Annotated in this window: 17 protein-coding genes and 1 tRNA gene; 10 read left to right on the forward strand and 8 right to left on the reverse strand. The window is 67.0% G+C overall.

Annotated elements, in window-relative coordinates:
- Nucleotides 1–32 precede the first annotated feature (32 nt).
- The 5 genes from gfo6 to ABDZ81_RS09625 form a co-directional block, all read right to left on the reverse strand.
- A complete protein-coding gene (gene gfo6, locus ABDZ81_RS09605) occupies nucleotides 33–1133 on the reverse strand; it encodes a D-xylose 1-dehydrogenase Gfo6 (protein WP_343773746.1) in 1101 nt (366 codons plus the stop codon).
- 94 nt (nucleotides 1134–1227) lie between these two features.
- Complete coding sequence (locus tag ABDZ81_RS09610; RefSeq protein WP_343773747.1) at nucleotides 1228–1989, reverse strand: Nmad3 family putative nucleotide modification protein; 762 nt, start codon at nucleotides 1987–1989, stop codon at nucleotides 1228–1230.
- A gap of 88 nt (nucleotides 1990–2077) precedes the next feature.
- Complete coding sequence (locus ABDZ81_RS09615; protein ID WP_343773748.1) at nucleotides 2078–2407, reverse strand: DUF7577 domain-containing protein; 330 nt, start codon at nucleotides 2405–2407, stop codon at nucleotides 2078–2080.
- Nucleotides 2408–2506: 99 nt separating this feature from the next.
- Nucleotides 2507–3433, reverse strand: coding sequence for an acyltransferase (locus ABDZ81_RS09620; protein ID WP_343773749.1), 927 nt, complete (start codon nucleotides 3431–3433; stop codon nucleotides 2507–2509).
- 108 nt (nucleotides 3434–3541) lie between these two features.
- Nucleotides 3542–3829 (reverse strand): hypothetical protein, encoded by a 288-nt coding sequence (locus ABDZ81_RS09625; protein ID WP_343773750.1) that lies wholly within the window; start codon nucleotides 3827–3829, stop codon nucleotides 3542–3544.
- A 185-nt stretch (nucleotides 3830–4014) separates the two neighbouring features.
- On the opposite strand from ABDZ81_RS09625, the gene ABDZ81_RS09630 reads away from it, so the two are divergent.
- The 3 genes from ABDZ81_RS09630 (at nucleotide 4015) to ABDZ81_RS09640 (ending at nucleotide 6369) form a co-directional block, all read left to right on the forward strand.
- On the forward strand, nucleotides 4015–4329 hold the full coding sequence (locus ABDZ81_RS09630; protein ID WP_343773751.1) for a DUF7344 domain-containing protein: 315 nt from the start codon (nucleotides 4015–4017) through the stop codon (nucleotides 4327–4329).
- A 91-nt stretch (nucleotides 4330–4420) separates the two neighbouring features.
- On the forward strand, nucleotides 4421–5209 hold the full coding sequence (locus ABDZ81_RS09635) for a TrmB family transcriptional regulator (RefSeq protein WP_343773752.1): 789 nt from the start codon (nucleotides 4421–4423) through the stop codon (nucleotides 5207–5209).
- 104 nt (nucleotides 5210–5313) lie between these two features.
- On the forward strand, nucleotides 5314–6369 hold the full coding sequence (locus ABDZ81_RS09640) for an aldo/keto reductase (RefSeq protein ID WP_343773753.1): 1056 nt from the start codon (nucleotides 5314–5316) through the stop codon (nucleotides 6367–6369).
- A 142-nt stretch (nucleotides 6370–6511) separates the two neighbouring features.
- On the opposite strand, the gene ABDZ81_RS09645 is transcribed toward ABDZ81_RS09640, so the two are convergent.
- Complete coding sequence (locus ABDZ81_RS09645) at nucleotides 6512–6790, reverse strand: DUF7091 family protein (protein WP_343773754.1); 279 nt, start codon at nucleotides 6788–6790, stop codon at nucleotides 6512–6514.
- 274 nt (nucleotides 6791–7064) lie between these two features.
- Between ABDZ81_RS09645 and ABDZ81_RS09650 the strand changes: the two genes are divergently transcribed.
- From ABDZ81_RS09650 to ABDZ81_RS09660, 3 genes are all read left to right on the forward strand, one after another.
- Nucleotides 7065–8003, forward strand: a complete 939-nt coding sequence (locus ABDZ81_RS09650; protein WP_343773755.1) for a replication factor A — start codon at nucleotides 7065–7067, stop codon at nucleotides 8001–8003.
- 1 nt (nucleotide 8004) lies between these two features.
- Complete coding sequence (locus ABDZ81_RS09655) at nucleotides 8005–8598, forward strand: RPA family protein (protein ID WP_343773757.1); 594 nt, start codon at nucleotides 8005–8007, stop codon at nucleotides 8596–8598.
- Between the two features lie 930 nt (nucleotides 8599–9528).
- On the forward strand, nucleotides 9529–9942 hold the full coding sequence (locus tag ABDZ81_RS09660; protein ID WP_343773758.1) for a DUF8146 domain-containing protein: 414 nt from the start codon (nucleotides 9529–9531) through the stop codon (nucleotides 9940–9942).
- Nucleotides 9943–9957: 15 nt separating this feature from the next.
- Here the strand turns inward: ABDZ81_RS09660 and ABDZ81_RS09665 are convergent, their stop codons facing one another.
- Nucleotides 9958–10413, reverse strand: a complete 456-nt coding sequence (locus tag ABDZ81_RS09665; protein WP_343773759.1) for a DUF5814 domain-containing protein — start codon at nucleotides 10411–10413, stop codon at nucleotides 9958–9960.
- A 182-nt stretch (nucleotides 10414–10595) separates the two neighbouring features.
- Here ABDZ81_RS09665 and ABDZ81_RS09670 point away from each other — a divergent pair.
- The 4 genes from ABDZ81_RS09670 (at nucleotide 10596) to ABDZ81_RS09685 (ending at nucleotide 13088) form a co-directional block, all read left to right on the forward strand.
- A tRNA-His gene (locus ABDZ81_RS09670) sits at nucleotides 10596–10668 on the forward strand.
- Between the two features lie 300 nt (nucleotides 10669–10968).
- Complete coding sequence (locus tag ABDZ81_RS09675; RefSeq protein ID WP_343773760.1) at nucleotides 10969–11274, forward strand: hypothetical protein; 306 nt, start codon at nucleotides 10969–10971, stop codon at nucleotides 11272–11274.
- A 116-nt stretch (nucleotides 11275–11390) separates the two neighbouring features.
- Nucleotides 11391–11798 (forward strand): DUF2267 domain-containing protein, encoded by a 408-nt coding sequence (locus ABDZ81_RS09680; protein WP_343773761.1) that lies wholly within the window; start codon nucleotides 11391–11393, stop codon nucleotides 11796–11798.
- A gap of 147 nt (nucleotides 11799–11945) precedes the next feature.
- Nucleotides 11946–13088 carry a PAS domain-containing response regulator gene (locus ABDZ81_RS09685; protein WP_343773762.1) on the forward strand — a complete coding sequence of 381 codons (1143 nt, stop codon included), beginning with the start codon at nucleotides 11946–11948 and terminating at the stop codon, nucleotides 13086–13088.
- 22 nt (nucleotides 13089–13110) lie between these two features.
- On the opposite strand, the gene ABDZ81_RS09690 is transcribed toward ABDZ81_RS09685, so the two are convergent.
- Complete coding sequence (locus ABDZ81_RS09690) at nucleotides 13111–14274, reverse strand: site-2 protease family protein (RefSeq protein ID WP_343773763.1); 1164 nt, start codon at nucleotides 14272–14274, stop codon at nucleotides 13111–13113.
- Nucleotides 14275–14327: the final 53 nt, after the last annotated feature.

Here is a 14327-nt window from a genome sequence, read left to right on the forward strand (position 1 = left end):
CCGCGTTCGAGAGCCGTGGCGCCGGCGGCGTTCTACAGGTAGTCGATCTCGATTCGCTCGCCCGTCTCCGCGGACTCGTAGACGGCCTCGGCCGCCTGCAGGTCCGCGAGCCCGTCACGGCCGTCCGGTTCGGGGCGGCGATCGGTGAGGATGTGGTTCGCAAAGTACGCGACCTCCTCGACGACGTCGTCGACCGGCGGGCCGGTGTACTCCATGCGCATGTCGCCGCACTCGACGACGATCTCCTGGGGGACGTCGCCGTAGGGCGAGTCGATCGAGATCGACCCCTCGGTGCCCACGATCTGTAACTGACTGTTCGGCTGGCCGTTGAACGTCGTCGAGCAGGAGGCGACGACGCCGTCGGGAAAGGCGAGCTGGAAGGCGGCGTGCTCGTCGACCCGGTCGAACGCGGGGTCCCAGGAGTTGGTCGCGCCCTGGACCGCGACGGGATCCTCGCCCAGCAGGAATCGCGATGTGTTCAGCGGGTAGACGCCGATGTCGAGCAGGGCGCCGCCGCCGGCGACGTCGGGGTCCAGTCGCCAGTGACCTGGCCCGAAGTTGTCGAGCAGCTTCGTCGAGAAGTTGCTGTGGATCTGGACCGGCCGGCCGATACAGCCCTCGCGGATGATCTCGCGCGTGCGACGCGCCGCGGGCTCGAACTGCAGGCGGTAGGCCGTCATCAGCGTCACGTCCGCGTCGTCGCAGGCGTCGACCATCGCGGCGGCGTCCTCGGCGCTCGCCGCCAGCGGCTTCTCGCAGAGGACGTGCTTACCGTACCGGGCCGCCGATTCGGCGTAGTCCCGGTGGAACAGGTTCGGCGTCGCGACGTAGACGGCGTCGTAGCTCTCTGTTGCCGCGCCGTCGTGGAACTCGTCGTAGCCGAGCACGGCGTCGACGCCGTACTCGTCGACGACCGGGTCGGACTCCCCGATGGAACGGCTGACCAGCACGGTCGTCTCGGTGGCCGCAACGTCCTTGATCGCCGGCAGCGCGCGGTTGCGCGCGAACCCGCCGACCCCGACGACAGCGAACCGGATCGGTCCCCCTTCGACCGACTGTTCCCAGTCCCGGCGCGTGAAATCGGCGAAGTGTCGTCCGACGTTGCCCGCGTTCTCCCTGGCTCGTTCCCCCATACCACAAACTGGGGACGCCGAGACAAAATCCATCGGGGTGGCGTGACGCCGTTCCGCGTCTTCACGACGCCGCTCTGCGTCTCCCGATACCGCGTCAGGGCGCCGCGAAGCACCGCTCGACGGCTCGGTTCTCGCGAATCGCGAGCAGTTCCTCGACGCCGTCGGCGTCGAACCGCATCGGCCGACGCCACCACGGTCCCCTTCCCGAGTCGCTCGACAGTTCGGTGACGAGCCGGTTCGCGTCGCTGCCGGCGTCCCGTTCGCTCAGCGGGATCGCTCGGTCGTACAGCGCCGACTCCTCGGGGTCGCCGGCGAGCAGTACGCGCGCGTCGAACGTCTCGCGGCGGACGTGGGCGTTGGCGTCGAACCACGCGCGCTCGTCGGGATCGAGCACGCGATACTCGTCGCCGGTGAGCGGATCGCGGGCCAGGCGGAACTGGCCGATGACGTACGCTCCCCACTCCGGAGCGATCCAGTCGGCGGGGGCGTCCGGCACGGGGCCGTCAGCGTCGCCATCAATCTCGACGGCCGTCGACAGCGTCGCGTAGAAAAAGACGTAGTCGCCCGCAGAGAGCTCCGAGAGCGGGCCGGCTTTCGCGGCGTAGTCGTCGCCGTAGGTGTAGCGGTCGCAGCAGGGGTACTCGGCGAACGTCGGATCGAGGTGGACCCGCTCGTCGAGCGCCTCGGCGGGCAGGTCGACGTCCAGATCGAGGTCGGCGTACGTCGGCACCGACTCGGCGGTCGGCTCGCGCTCGGGGATCGGGACGTACCGGAACCGGCCGTCGGGGTAGATCGGCCCCCTGACGCCGGGGATGTTGGTGTTGGCACCGACGTTGACGGCGACGCCGCGGGGCATATCCGAGGGTGCGTCGCCGGACGCAAAAGGGTACGGACGGGCCGCTACGTCGGACGGACGGCGACGCCGGACTCCCGCACCCGGTCGCTCAGGCGCCGAGCTGCGAGACGCAGTTCCGGCAGTACGTGAACGTCGGCTCGCGCTCGTTGCGCGCGCCGCAGTGCGGGCAGACGAGCGTCTCCTCGTCGGCGTCGGGCCGCGGATCGCCCTCCGGGCTCGACTCGCCGTCGTCGGGCGATCCGGGCATCTCCCGGAGCCCGGAGCTGTTCGGGACGGCGCCGTTGGTCCGGCCGCGATCGCCCGCGCCCGAGACCGTCATCGACTGCCGGTCCCGGCCCCGGCGCAGGTAGTAGTAGATCAACAGCTGGACGAGCGCGAGGAACGCCGCGTACAGCAGGACCCACTGCCAGACGTCCATCAGTGTGCAGTACGTTCTCACACAACTTGATTGTTCGGTGCCGAACCCTCTCCTGGGGGAGAACGGCGGCTGAGGACTGTTCCGGGAGCGACGATCGCCCTACTCGTCGGACGAACGAGGCGGCGCCGGCGGTTCGAGGTCGCGCTGGAACTCGTCGAACGGCTCGAAGTCTTCGGGGAGATCGCGCTCGACCCGGCGTTCGTCCTGCCGGTTGGCGTTGACGCCGTCGGCGTCCAGCGGCGTCGCGACGTCTTCCCACCCCGGCTTGATCTTGACGCTCTTGGCGGGCATCCCGACCGCGACGTGGTGGTCGGGCACGTCGCCCTGCACGACGGCCCGCGCGCCGACGACGGCGTTCTCGCCGATCCGGCAGCCCGCCCGCACCATCGCGTCGTAGGTGACCCGCGCGTCGTCCTCGACGATCGTGTGGAAGTTCTCGACGGCGGTCTGGTCGACGAGATCGTGATCGTGGCTGTAGAGGTGGGCGCCGTCGGAGATCGACACCCGATCGCCGATCGTCAACTTTCCGCGGTCGTCGAGGTGGACGTCGTCGTGGATCACGACGTTGTCGCCGATCTCGACGTTGTGGCCGTAGGTGACGGAGATCCCCTTGAAAAATCGGCAGTCGTCGCCGCACTCGGCGAACAGGTGATCGGCGAGCATCTGGCGGAAGCGGAGCGCGAACTCGACGTTGTCGGCCATCGGCGTCGCGTCGAACTGCCGCCAGAGCCACTGGAGGTGCTTGGACTCGCGGAACTTCTCTTCGTCCTTCTCGGCGTAGTACTCGCTCTCCAGGGTGGAGTTACACGGGTCGTACCCCTGCAGGCGGACGCGCTCGGCGGGCGAGACGTCCCCGCCGGCCTGCCAGCGCTCGTAGGCGTCCCGGTCGCCGTGCAGGTCGACGAGCACGTCCTCGACGACCGAACAGGTGTCCTCGTCCGAGGCGAGCCGCCTGTCTACCTCGTCGAGGAACTCCTCTAACCCGGCTTCGGCGTCCGCCGGGAGGCTGACGTGCCGCTTTGTCATGACGAGAGGTTGCTCGCCGCGCGTAAAATGGGTTTCCGTCGGGGCCGACTTGGCCGCGAGCGACGCCGGCGGTCGGACGGGAGGGCGACGGGCCGGAAATCGACGGGATCAGCGATCGGCGAACAGGTCGTCCATCGAGGCGTCGATCGGGACGTTCTCCTCGGCCCCGTCCGCCGCGGCGACGCGCCCGGCGTCGACGTCCTCGACGAACTCGGCGAACCGTTCGGGCGTCGGGCCGGCGTCGGCGAGGGGCTCGTCGTCCGCAGTCGTACCGTCGGCGGTCGGGTCGTCGTGGAGCGCCGCGATCGCCTCGGGATCGACGGCGTCGATATCGCCGGGTTCGGCGTCGATCGAGGCGGCGCCGTCGATCGTCAGTCGCTTCCGTTCGTCGGTCATGGACGGTAATTTCCATCCGTTTATAATAAATCTTCTCCATAATATTTGGCGTAATAACTCCCAATCAATCCGAAACGAACACGCCCGACGGCAACCGGAACGCGTTGTCACGGGAGTAACGACACATCCGTCTTCCCGGTTGCACTCACGGCGCCCTCAAGTGCGCTCGTGGCCTCGAAACTACAATGGCACAACAGCAACTCCCCGCCGCCGAGCTCGACGACGTGCGCGACGACGAGACGCTCGAAGCGCTCGCGAACGTGCGGCGTCGGCTCGCGCTCGATTGCCTCCCCAGTCGCGGTGAGTCGGCCGCGCTCGCCGAACTGGCCCGGAGAGTCGCAGTCAGCGAAGCCGAGGGGACGACCGACGCCGTCTCGGAGGAGCGTATCGAGCGCGTGAAGCGGACGCTCTACCACGTACACCTCCCCAAGCTCGACGACGTCGGACTCGTCGCGTTCGACGCCGACGAGCGCACCGTCGAGCGGGCGGCGACCCGATGACGGGTGGAGGGAAGCCGCAACCGGATCGCACGTCGACGTAACTAATTCGCCGGTCAGCATACCAGTGAGACGCCGTTAGGGCGGATATCGTATGCCCACGGAGTCCGAAGCGGTCGAACTTCTCGAGGAACTGGGGCTGACAGAGTACGAGGCGCGCTGCTTCGTCGCGCTCTCGCGGGTCGAGAAAGCCAGCGCGAAAGAGGTCAGCGATCTCTCGGAAGTGCCTCGTTCGCGAGTGTACGACGCGGTCGAACGCCTCCATCGACGGGGGCTGGTGGACGTCCAGCAGTCCGATCCCAGAGAGTTCCGCGCGCTCTCTCAGGAGAAGGCGTTGCAGGTGCTGCGCGACCAGCACGAGGAGACGCTCGCGAACGTCGGCACCGCGCTCGGGAATCTCGAACGCTCGGACGATCTCGAAGAGTCGGGCGCGTGGGCGATCTCCGATCACGAACACGTGACCGACCGGATCGAGACGCTACTGGGGGACGCCGACGACGAGGCGTACCTGCTCGTCACCGACGAGAGCGCGATGGAACGGGACGTTCGGTCGACGCTGGCCGGGGCGAGCGATCGCGGCGTCGACGTGATCACCGAAGTACCCTCCGACGACGCCGAGGAACGGCTTCTGGAGGACGTCCCGGACGCGACCGTTCGGATCACCGAGCTCGCCGGGGACGCCGCGCAGATCGAATCGAAGTGGCTGAGCCGGATCGTGATGGTCGACCGACGGTCGGTGCTGCTGGGCGCGCTCACCGACGACGCGCGACCGGGTCGAACCATCGAGACGGCCATCTGGGCGAAGGGATCGAATCACGGTCTCGTCGTCGGCGTCCGACACCTGCTGACGGCCCGGATCGAGGAACAGGGCGTGTTCGACTGACCGAACACCACCCGGACGACGGCCGGGCGAGCGGGCGAACGTGTTCGCTTCGGCTGGCAGAGCAATCCGCACGCGCTAAGTGGCCCCGCTCCCAACGATCGGGTATGCACTACCGTACGCTGGGCGACACCGGCGTCGAGGTCAGCGAAGTCGGATTCGGCGCGTGGGTCGTCGGCACGGACTGGTGGGGCGACCGCTCGGAAGAGCAGGCGATCGAAATGGTTCGCCACGCCGTCGATCAGGGGATCACGTTCTTCGACACCGGCGACGTGTACGGCCACGGCGCCAGCGAGGAGATCATCGGCGAGGCCCTCGCGGATCGCCGCGAGGAGGTCACCATCGGCACGAAAGTCGGCTACGACTTCTACAACAACCCGCAGGCGGGCCACGGGGAACTCCCCAAGGAGGTCACGCCCGAGTGGATCGAGACGGCGCTCGATCGGTCGCTCGACCGGCTCGACACCGACTACGTCGATCTGCTGCAACTGCACAACGCGAACGTCGACGAGGTCGATCGGGACGTGCGGGAGAAACTGGACGAGCTCGTCGAGTCGGGACGGGTCGACTCGATCGGCTGGGCGCTGGGCCCCTCGATCGGCTGGCTCGCCGAGGGCGAAGCCGCCGTCGAGCAGGGCTTCGACGCCGTCCAGACCGTCTTTAATCTGTTCGAGCAGGGGCCGGGCACGCACTTCCTCGACGCGGTCGAGCGGGAGGGTGCGGACACGAGCGTGCTCGCGCGCGTTCCCCACTCATCGGGACTGCTCAACGAGCAGGTCACGCCCGACACCGAACTCGGCGAGGGCGACCACCGCTCGCACCGGCCCCAGGAGTGGTACGAGACGGGCTGGGACAAGCTCGAAGCGATCCGCTTCCTCGAAAAGGACGGCGAGCGCACGATGGCCCAGGCCGCGATCCGGTGGCTCCTGTATCACGACGCCGTCGCCTCGGTGACGCCGACGTTCCGGACGACCGACGACATCGACGCGTGGGCGGCCGCGAGCGACGTCGCGCCGCTCTCGGACGACGAGTACGAGCGCGTCCAGGAACTGCACGCGGAGAACTTCGGCGTCGCGCGGGACGACGGGATGGACAGCTACCGATCCTCGGTCGGCGGGCGCGACGTCGAGCAGGCCGGACTCCAGCCCAGCGCGGGCGACTGAACCGTCGAAGCGGCAGCCTGCTCTTTCTACCAGCCGCCGAGCGTGCGATCGTTTGACAACCCCTTCGTTTCGCTTCGAAATCGCACTACTACGACGGCATCATCGGACGTAGAACTACTTTCGCTCCGGCGTCAGACGCGAGTCACCAGGTCTCGACGACGCCCTCGCGGACGTCCTCGGCGCACCCTCGACAGCCGGGATGGTCCGGATCGAAGCACTCGGGCCGTCCGTCGGCGTCCAGATTGACCGCGCGCCGCTCGGCGTAGCGGCGACAGACGATTCGGACTTTGCCGTCCTCGTCGCGCGGCAGCGACGCCGTGCGCTGGCCCTCGTGGTAGGCCTGTCGGGCTTCCTCGAGCTGGCGGCCCGCGCCGCGGAGCGTCTTGCTGACGAACCGCCGGACGCGGTCGCGATCACCCACGGCGACCACCGGCCTCTGGCATACGAAACGGTTGCGGGCGGGCGCACTAAGGTCCATCGCAGGCGCGCGTTTGCGCGGACGACGCCGAAGCCGATCGCCCGCGTCCCCGGGCGGCGATTCCGGTCAAATCTCCGATCCGACAGGTGCGTTAGAGTCCGTCATCCGACGCCGTACCGGTGGTTTTCACTTTCGATCCGGTCGCCACAAGTTTATATACGAACGGGGCCAACGTTCGAGTGTCTCCCACCGAAAACAGAGCGGAGACGAGAAAGCCATGAGTGATCTTCGAGAGCACGCGGAAGACATACACGAACAGTTTTCGGACCACCTGGAGATCGACGTCGACGACGTCGAGTCGCGGCTGTCCAACCTGGTCGACGAGTACAGAGTGCCCGTCGACGAGGCGCGCCGCAGCGTCACCAACCACTACCTCGACGAGGCGGGGTTAGAGCGCGACGCACTCGGCGGCGGTGGCGGCGACGGCAGCGAGCTGATCGCCGTCGGCGACATCGACGAGGACGAGGCGTGGCACACGGTCGAGGCGAAACTCGTCGACCTGTGGGAGCCCCGCAGCGACTCGATCGCGCAGGTGGGCCTGCTCGGCGACGAGAGCGGGACGATCAAGTTCGTCAAGTGGGCCGAGTCCGACCTCCAGGAACTGGAGGAGGGCGCGGTCTACCGCCTGGGTAACGTCGTCACCGACGAGTACGAGGGCCGGTTCTCGGTCAAGCTCAACAGCACGACGACGATCGAGGAACTCGACGAGGACATCGAGGTCGGCGACGACGCCGAGGAGATCGAGGGCGCGCTGGTCGACATCCAGAGCGGCAGCGGCCTCATCAAGCGCTGCCCCGAGGAGGACTGCACGCGCGTTCTGCAGAACGGCCGCTGCAACGAGCACGGCGAGGTCGAAGGCGAGTTCGACCTCCGCATCAAGGGCGTGATCGACGACGGCCTCGACGCCCACGAGGTCATCTTCAACCAGGAGGCGACCGAGGAGGTCGCCGACATCACGCTGGAGGAAGCACAGGAGATGGCGATGGACGCGCTCGACACCGAGGTCGTCGCGGACGAGATCGCCGACGCCCTGCTGGGCAAGTACTACCGCGTCGCCGGACCGGTGTTCGGCCGCTACGTCCTCGCGGACGAGGTCGAGGAGCTCGCCGGGCCGACGGACGTCGAGGACACGCTGATCAAAGCGAGGTCGATCTAACATGAGCGACGCACCGAGTCGAGAGGTCGCGCGGCGAGCGTTCGCCAGCGAGTTCAACGATTCGAGCTACACGTTCAAGGAGTCGGACGACGAGCGAGCGCCCGTCTACGCGCTGTTGCCGACCGGGGAGCGCGCGAACCGCGTGTTCTTCGTCGGCACGCTCACCGAGAAGGAAGATATCGGCGACGACAACGAGTACTGGCGCGGCCGGATCGTCGACCCGACGGGGACGTTCTTCGTCTACGCCGGCCAGTACCAGCCCGACGCCGCCGCGATGCTGCGGGACCTGGAACCGCCCGCCTACGTCTCGGTCGTCGGCAAGCCCCGCACCTACGAGACCGACGAGGGCGACGTGAACGTCTCCGTGCGACCGGAGTCGATCACCGTCGTCGACGCCGACGTGCGGGACCGTTGGGTCGTCGAGACCGCCCAGCGCACGCTCGACCGGATCGAGAGCTTCGACCCCGAGGCCGACGAGTACGCCGCGATGGCCGACGAGCATTACGAGATGGCGATCGAGAACTACCGCCGCGAGGTCGTCACCGCCTTAGAGGACCTCGAAGACGAGCAGGAAGCCGCCGCCGATCCGACCTAACACGGTCGGATTGCGGCAGTTCCCGTTCGCCGTTTTTTGTTGTCTGGTTCGACGAGAGGATGCCTGATTGGTGTGATCTTCCGGTAGCTCCGCTCCTGGCGGTCCCTACGTCTACGGCCAACGAGAACTTCTCGAAAGCCCTCGGCCCGCTCCTAGCATCGGTGATAGCAGGGACTGGTTGGACCACCACGAAAGCCCTCGGCCCGCTCGCCCGTTCTCAGGGGGATATCCTCACTACGTTCGGATAGGGCCCCCTGAGAACGGGCCACCGGTCCTCGCCCTTTCAGTCCACCGGAAGACTCGCTACGCTCGTCTTCCGAGCCCTGCCTCGCTTCGCTCGGCAGGACACCAGGACAGTACCGCGACCGCTTGCGCGGGTCGCCACAAGGGCGACCACGCGCAGCCCTGCCCTTCCCCGGGGCGCGACACAGGGTCGCGCCCGGCCGCGGGGTTGCGGTGGCGCGCGCTGTCGAGCCGCTCGTGGCGAGACAGCGCCGCGCGAGGGATGAGTAGCGCAGGCGCAAGCCGAGCAACGCAATCGGTTGGGGAGGACGAGGTCGCTGTGGGTGGGAATGAAAGGGGCCGCCTCGGTCGATCCGGTGAGGCGACGGTGAGCCGAACATCGTGAGGCGAACGTCGGAAGACGAGGGGAGCGAGTCTTCCGGAATAAGCACTGGACTGAGCGAGCACCGCGAGCGAAGGAAGCGCACAGCGAGCCACAACCGGTCGACCGCGGCGGGGGCTTTCAGAGAGTTGCCGTCCAGTGTTGTTCGGGAGAGTGCGGCGGGGACTTACAGCGCGTTCGCCCTCCCTGGCTGTCGATTCAGTCGTACACGAGCGATGCACCTCTCGCTCGATTGAGGAGAGCATAATACTCGATCCGGCGTCTGACAAACCTTCAAGTGAATTCAGCGAGAGGTCACGCCTAGCATGGGCAACAAGAACAAGACGATCTCGTTCCGCGTCAACGAGGACGACTTCGAGTCGCTGCGGGAGATCGCCGAGGAGCGCGACCTCTCGCTGTCGGCGGTGTTCCGCGACTACGTCGACATGCTCGTTGCCCACGACGGCCAGGTCGAGGTCGTCCCCGAGCACGAACTCGACGGCCCCGTCGACGAGAGCGACGACGAGTTCCCGCCGAAGGTCACGGTCCCCAAGAGTTTCGTCCGCGAGCACGAGCGCCTCGAACTCGAAGCCGACCACCTCCGGGAACAGTTAGACGAGTACAAGCAGTACGCCACGCACCTTCGCGAGCGCGTCGACGACGACGCCGACGACGTCATCCACTTAGAAGATCTCGACCGCGAGAAAGACGAGCAGGACGAGACGCTCCATCTGGGGTAGCCAGCCCCGATTCGGTCAGCCCGACAGCTCCCGCTTCGTGTCGCGCGCCTGCTCTCTGGCTTCTTCGTCGCCCTCGACGGCCGCGAGCTCCTCGACCGCCTCCAGCGTCCGGACGCCGTTGTCGAGGAAGGACAGCACGTCGCCGGGATAGGCGTACAGCATGTAGTCGTCGCTCATCACGTCGACGATGGCGTCCGGGCCGAGCCCCTGGGCGCGCAGCTCCAGCAGGTACCGCATGAATTTCCGCTCCGGGCAGCCACAGTAGGGATTGTTGTCGCAGTCGCAGTCCAGAAAGTCCTCCGCGAAGTCCAGCACCCGATCGCGGGTGGCTTCGTCCAACTTCTCCAGTCCCTCCCCGGTGAACAGCACGTCCATCGTCGCGCCCTTGAACGCGCCCTTGGGGATGTGCGTGTCGAGCTGGGAGCTCAACTGCCGGTGGTTCTTCACGTAGATCTTGTCCGTGATCGCCACAGTTGCCCGTCGCTACGGCGCCGCGGGAGAAAAGCGCCGCGGTGTGGCGCGCGGCGCCGATGCGGGAGCGCTACCGCGTGCGTGCGACGCCGTATCGCGCCGCCGTCGTGTGAGAACGCCTGACGCTATCGGTGCGAGGCGTAACGTATTTCAATTCAGTCGCTGTTAGGTTGGAGTACGTGTCCGGGTTGGGGTAGTGGACTATCCTTCAGCCTTGTGGAGGCTGAGACGCGGGTTCGATTCTCGCACCTGGACTTTCTGACGACGAACGGACGTGAGGAGTCGGAAGTCCGTTCGTAAGAGAATCGAATCACGCGAGACGAGCGCTAGCGAGTCTCGCATCGGGTTCGATTCTCGCACCTGGACCTGACAAACTCTTTGATTGTTGTTTTTGGCCTTTGTAGGGCCTCAAATGGAGATTTACCCGTCCTTCGGCCGGAACATACAGATATTATCATTTTTGGCAGCACCAGCGATCGCCGTTTCGAAGATCCAAGAGTTGGCCGAACACTTTCGGGAACACGTTGGTCCATCCAAGTCAGCTAGAATCGAGCGATGACTCGCCGGGAGGAACTCGAAGCGTTGGCCGACCGCGTCGCGGTGATCGACGGCGTCGAGCGATCGTGGGGCGCCCGGAGCTTCGAGGACACGCTGCTGTTCGTCGAAGTGCCCAGCGGCGCAATGCTGCCGGACGACGCCGCCGAACTGCTGGACGAGCAAGAACTGACGGGCGCCAACGAAGCCTACGGCATCGACGCTTCGGGCGCCTCGGACGCCGGCAACGTCGGCGACTACGAGCAACACCGGTTCGTCGACACGGCCGACGAGAACGAGAGCATCAGTCGAGCCAGTTCGACCTGAACCGGGCCGCGACTCGACGTGACGCCCCGCCGGCGGACCGCACCGCGGCGACGTATCAGCGGTATCGACACACACGACTAACAGGCGCTCCGTGGACCCACCGACTGGGATCCAGCATGAAACACAGCGAGTTCATCGGCAAGGCACAGCAGCGCACGGAGTTCGGCCAGCGCGGCCACGCGGTCCGCGCCACGCGGGCGGTACTGTGGACGCTCGGCGAGCGACTGCCCGAGGGCGACGCCACCGACCTGGCGTCGCCGCTGCCGGTCGATATCGACTTCTACCTGCGAGCGCCGGAGTCGGGCCAGCAGTTCGGCTTCGACGAGTTCGTCGACCGGGTCGGCGAACGGGCGGACGCCGACGAGTCCGACGCGACGTTCTACGCGCAGGCGATCGTCTCGCTGGTCGCGGAGGTCGTCCCCGAGGGCGAACTCGAGGACGTGCGGAGCTCGCTGCCCGACGAGTACGACCCGCTGTTCGAGCTCGTCGGCGTCGACGAGCAGGCCATCGAACAGAACCGGTAGGCGTCGGAGTTTCCGATCGCGGATATTTTTCCATTCAGGAGCTGAAAATTCAGATCGACGAGCGTTCCGCCACCGCAACCAGCCGACCGCCGTACGGTCCCGGGGCCGCCGGAACCATTATTACTGACAGCTACGAGACAGAGGACAATGACAACTGTCTCCGGGGGTCCCATCCGGGTTCTCATCGTCGACGACAACCCCCGCTTCGGGGAACTGGCGGAGATGTTTCTCGAGGAGGAGTTCGAGGACATCCGCGTCAAGGCGGTGACAAGCGCCGCCGAGGGCGAGAACGTGCTCTCCGAAGCGACGGTCGACTGCGTCGTCAGCGACTACCAGATGCCCGAGAAAGACGGCGTCGAGTTCCTCCGCTCGGTGCGGGAGGATCATCCCGATCTCCCCTTTATTATCATGACTGGCAAGGGCGACGAGACCGTCGCCAGCGAGGCGATCTCGGCGGGCGTCACCGACTACATCCGCAAGGAGGCCGGCAGCGAGCACTACGACCTGCTGGCCCACCGCATCCGGAACGTCGTCGGCCAGCAGCGGGCCGAGCAGGCCAAGAAGGCGCGCAACCGGCGGATCCGCCGGGTGTACGAGCGGATCGACGACGGGTTCGTCGCGCTCGACGAGGAGTGGCAGCTCACGTACGCCAACAGCCGCGCGGCCGAGCTGCTGGACCGGCCGAACGACGAGCTGATGGGCAAACGAGCGACGGAGGTGTTCCCCGGGATCGAGGATACCGAGTTCTACGAGGCGGCCGCGGGCGTGCTGGAGGACCAAGAGGTACTGACCGTCGAGGAGCACTACGACCTGCTCGACGCCTGGTTCGAGGTGCGGATCTTCCCCGACGTCGACGGGCTGTCGATCTACTTCCGCGATATCACCGAGCGCAAGCGTCGCCAGCAGGAACTGGAGCGCTCGCGCAAGCGCTACCGGGCGCTGGTCGACACGGCGCCGACGGCGATCGTCGTCGTCGACGCCGACGACGGGAGCATCGTCGAGCTCAACCAGTCGGCCGAGTCGCTCCTCGGCTACGACTCCGAGGAACTCTCGGGAGACCACCACACCGAGCTCCACCCGCCGGAGGACGAGTCGCTCTACGAGACGCTGTTCCGCGAGCGCCTCGAAGCCGGCGCGGGCATGGTGAGCAAGCACGCCGACGGCTCGCAGGTGTGCGTCGAGACGGCCGACGGCGAGCGCGTCCCCGTCGAGATCTCCTCGCAAGTGATCGAGCTAGAAGAGGAGCGGCTGGTCCAGAGCGTCATCCGGGACATCGTCAAGCGATCCTGAGCGAGCATTCGCGATCGCGTCCTCAGTCGGCCAGCGAGCTCGCGTCGTTCGGATCCATCCCGTCGGTCGACCGGACGACGTCGAGCGCGGTCATCAGGTCGGTCCGGGAGAGCAAGCCGACCACGTCGCCGCGGGCGTCGACGACGAGCAGTCGGCCGACGTCGTGCTCCTGCAGCAGGTCGAACGCTTCCATCGCGTCGGCGGCGGCCGGGATCGTCACGAGCTCGCGAGTCATCACGTCGGCAACGGTGTACGCCTCGCGCTCGACGGGCTGGACGTCGCGGGCGTCGTCGAGGGTGACCATCCCGACCGGGCGGCCGTCCTCCAGTACGGGGTAGCCGGTGTGGCGCTCGCTGAACATCCGCGAGAGCAGCTCCGCGATCGTCGTCTCCGGCGCGACGGTGTGGAGCCTGTCGGCCGGCGTCATCACGTCCCGGACCGTCACGCCCTCGAAGGCCGCCTTCATCTGGACCTGCTGGGACTCCGAGGAGGCCGCGATGTAGACGAAGAAGGCGATCCCGATCATGAGGATGTTGAAGCTAAACAGGCCGACCAGCCCGAGTATGACGGCGAAGAACTTGCCGACCTCCGCGGCGATCGCCGTCGCCCGCGCGTACGGTCGCGTCCGGCCGAGGATAGCCCGGAGGATCCGGCCGCCGTCCATCGGGAACGCGGGGAGGAGGTTGAACACCGCCAGGACGACGTTCAGCACCGCGAGGTAGCCCAGCACGAACCGGGCGCCCCCGACGTCCGGCGGGACGGCGACAAACAGCCCGTAGCAGGCCACGCCCACGAGCACGCTCACGATCGGCCCCGCGATGGCGATGGCGAACTCCTGGCGCCAGTCCTCGGGCATCTCGGTGAAGGAAGCGACGCCGCCGAAGATCCACAGCGTGATCGAGTCGATCGGGAAGCCGTACCGACGGGCCACCAGCGAGTGGCCCAGCTCGTGGAGCAACACGCCGACGAACAGCCCGAGCGCCGCGACGGTGCCGAGGATCCAGCGGACGGCGCCGTCGACGAAGAGCTCGTCGCCGATGTTCGCGCCGAGGATCTCGTTGAGCAGCTCGACGATCTGGGCCGACTGCGAGCCGATGAGGTAGGCGAACAGCGGCAACACGAGCAGGAACGTCAGGTCCAGCTTGATCGGGATGCCGAACGCGGATCCGATCCTGAAGCTTCGCATACCCGTCCTAGGAGCGCGAGCGCCTTGAACCTCCGCAAGGTGACGCTTTTGTC

The organism is Natronoarchaeum mannanilyticum (assembly GCF_039522665.1).
Lineage (GTDB): Archaea > Halobacteriota > Halobacteria > Halobacteriales > Natronoarchaeaceae > Natronoarchaeum > Natronoarchaeum mannanilyticum.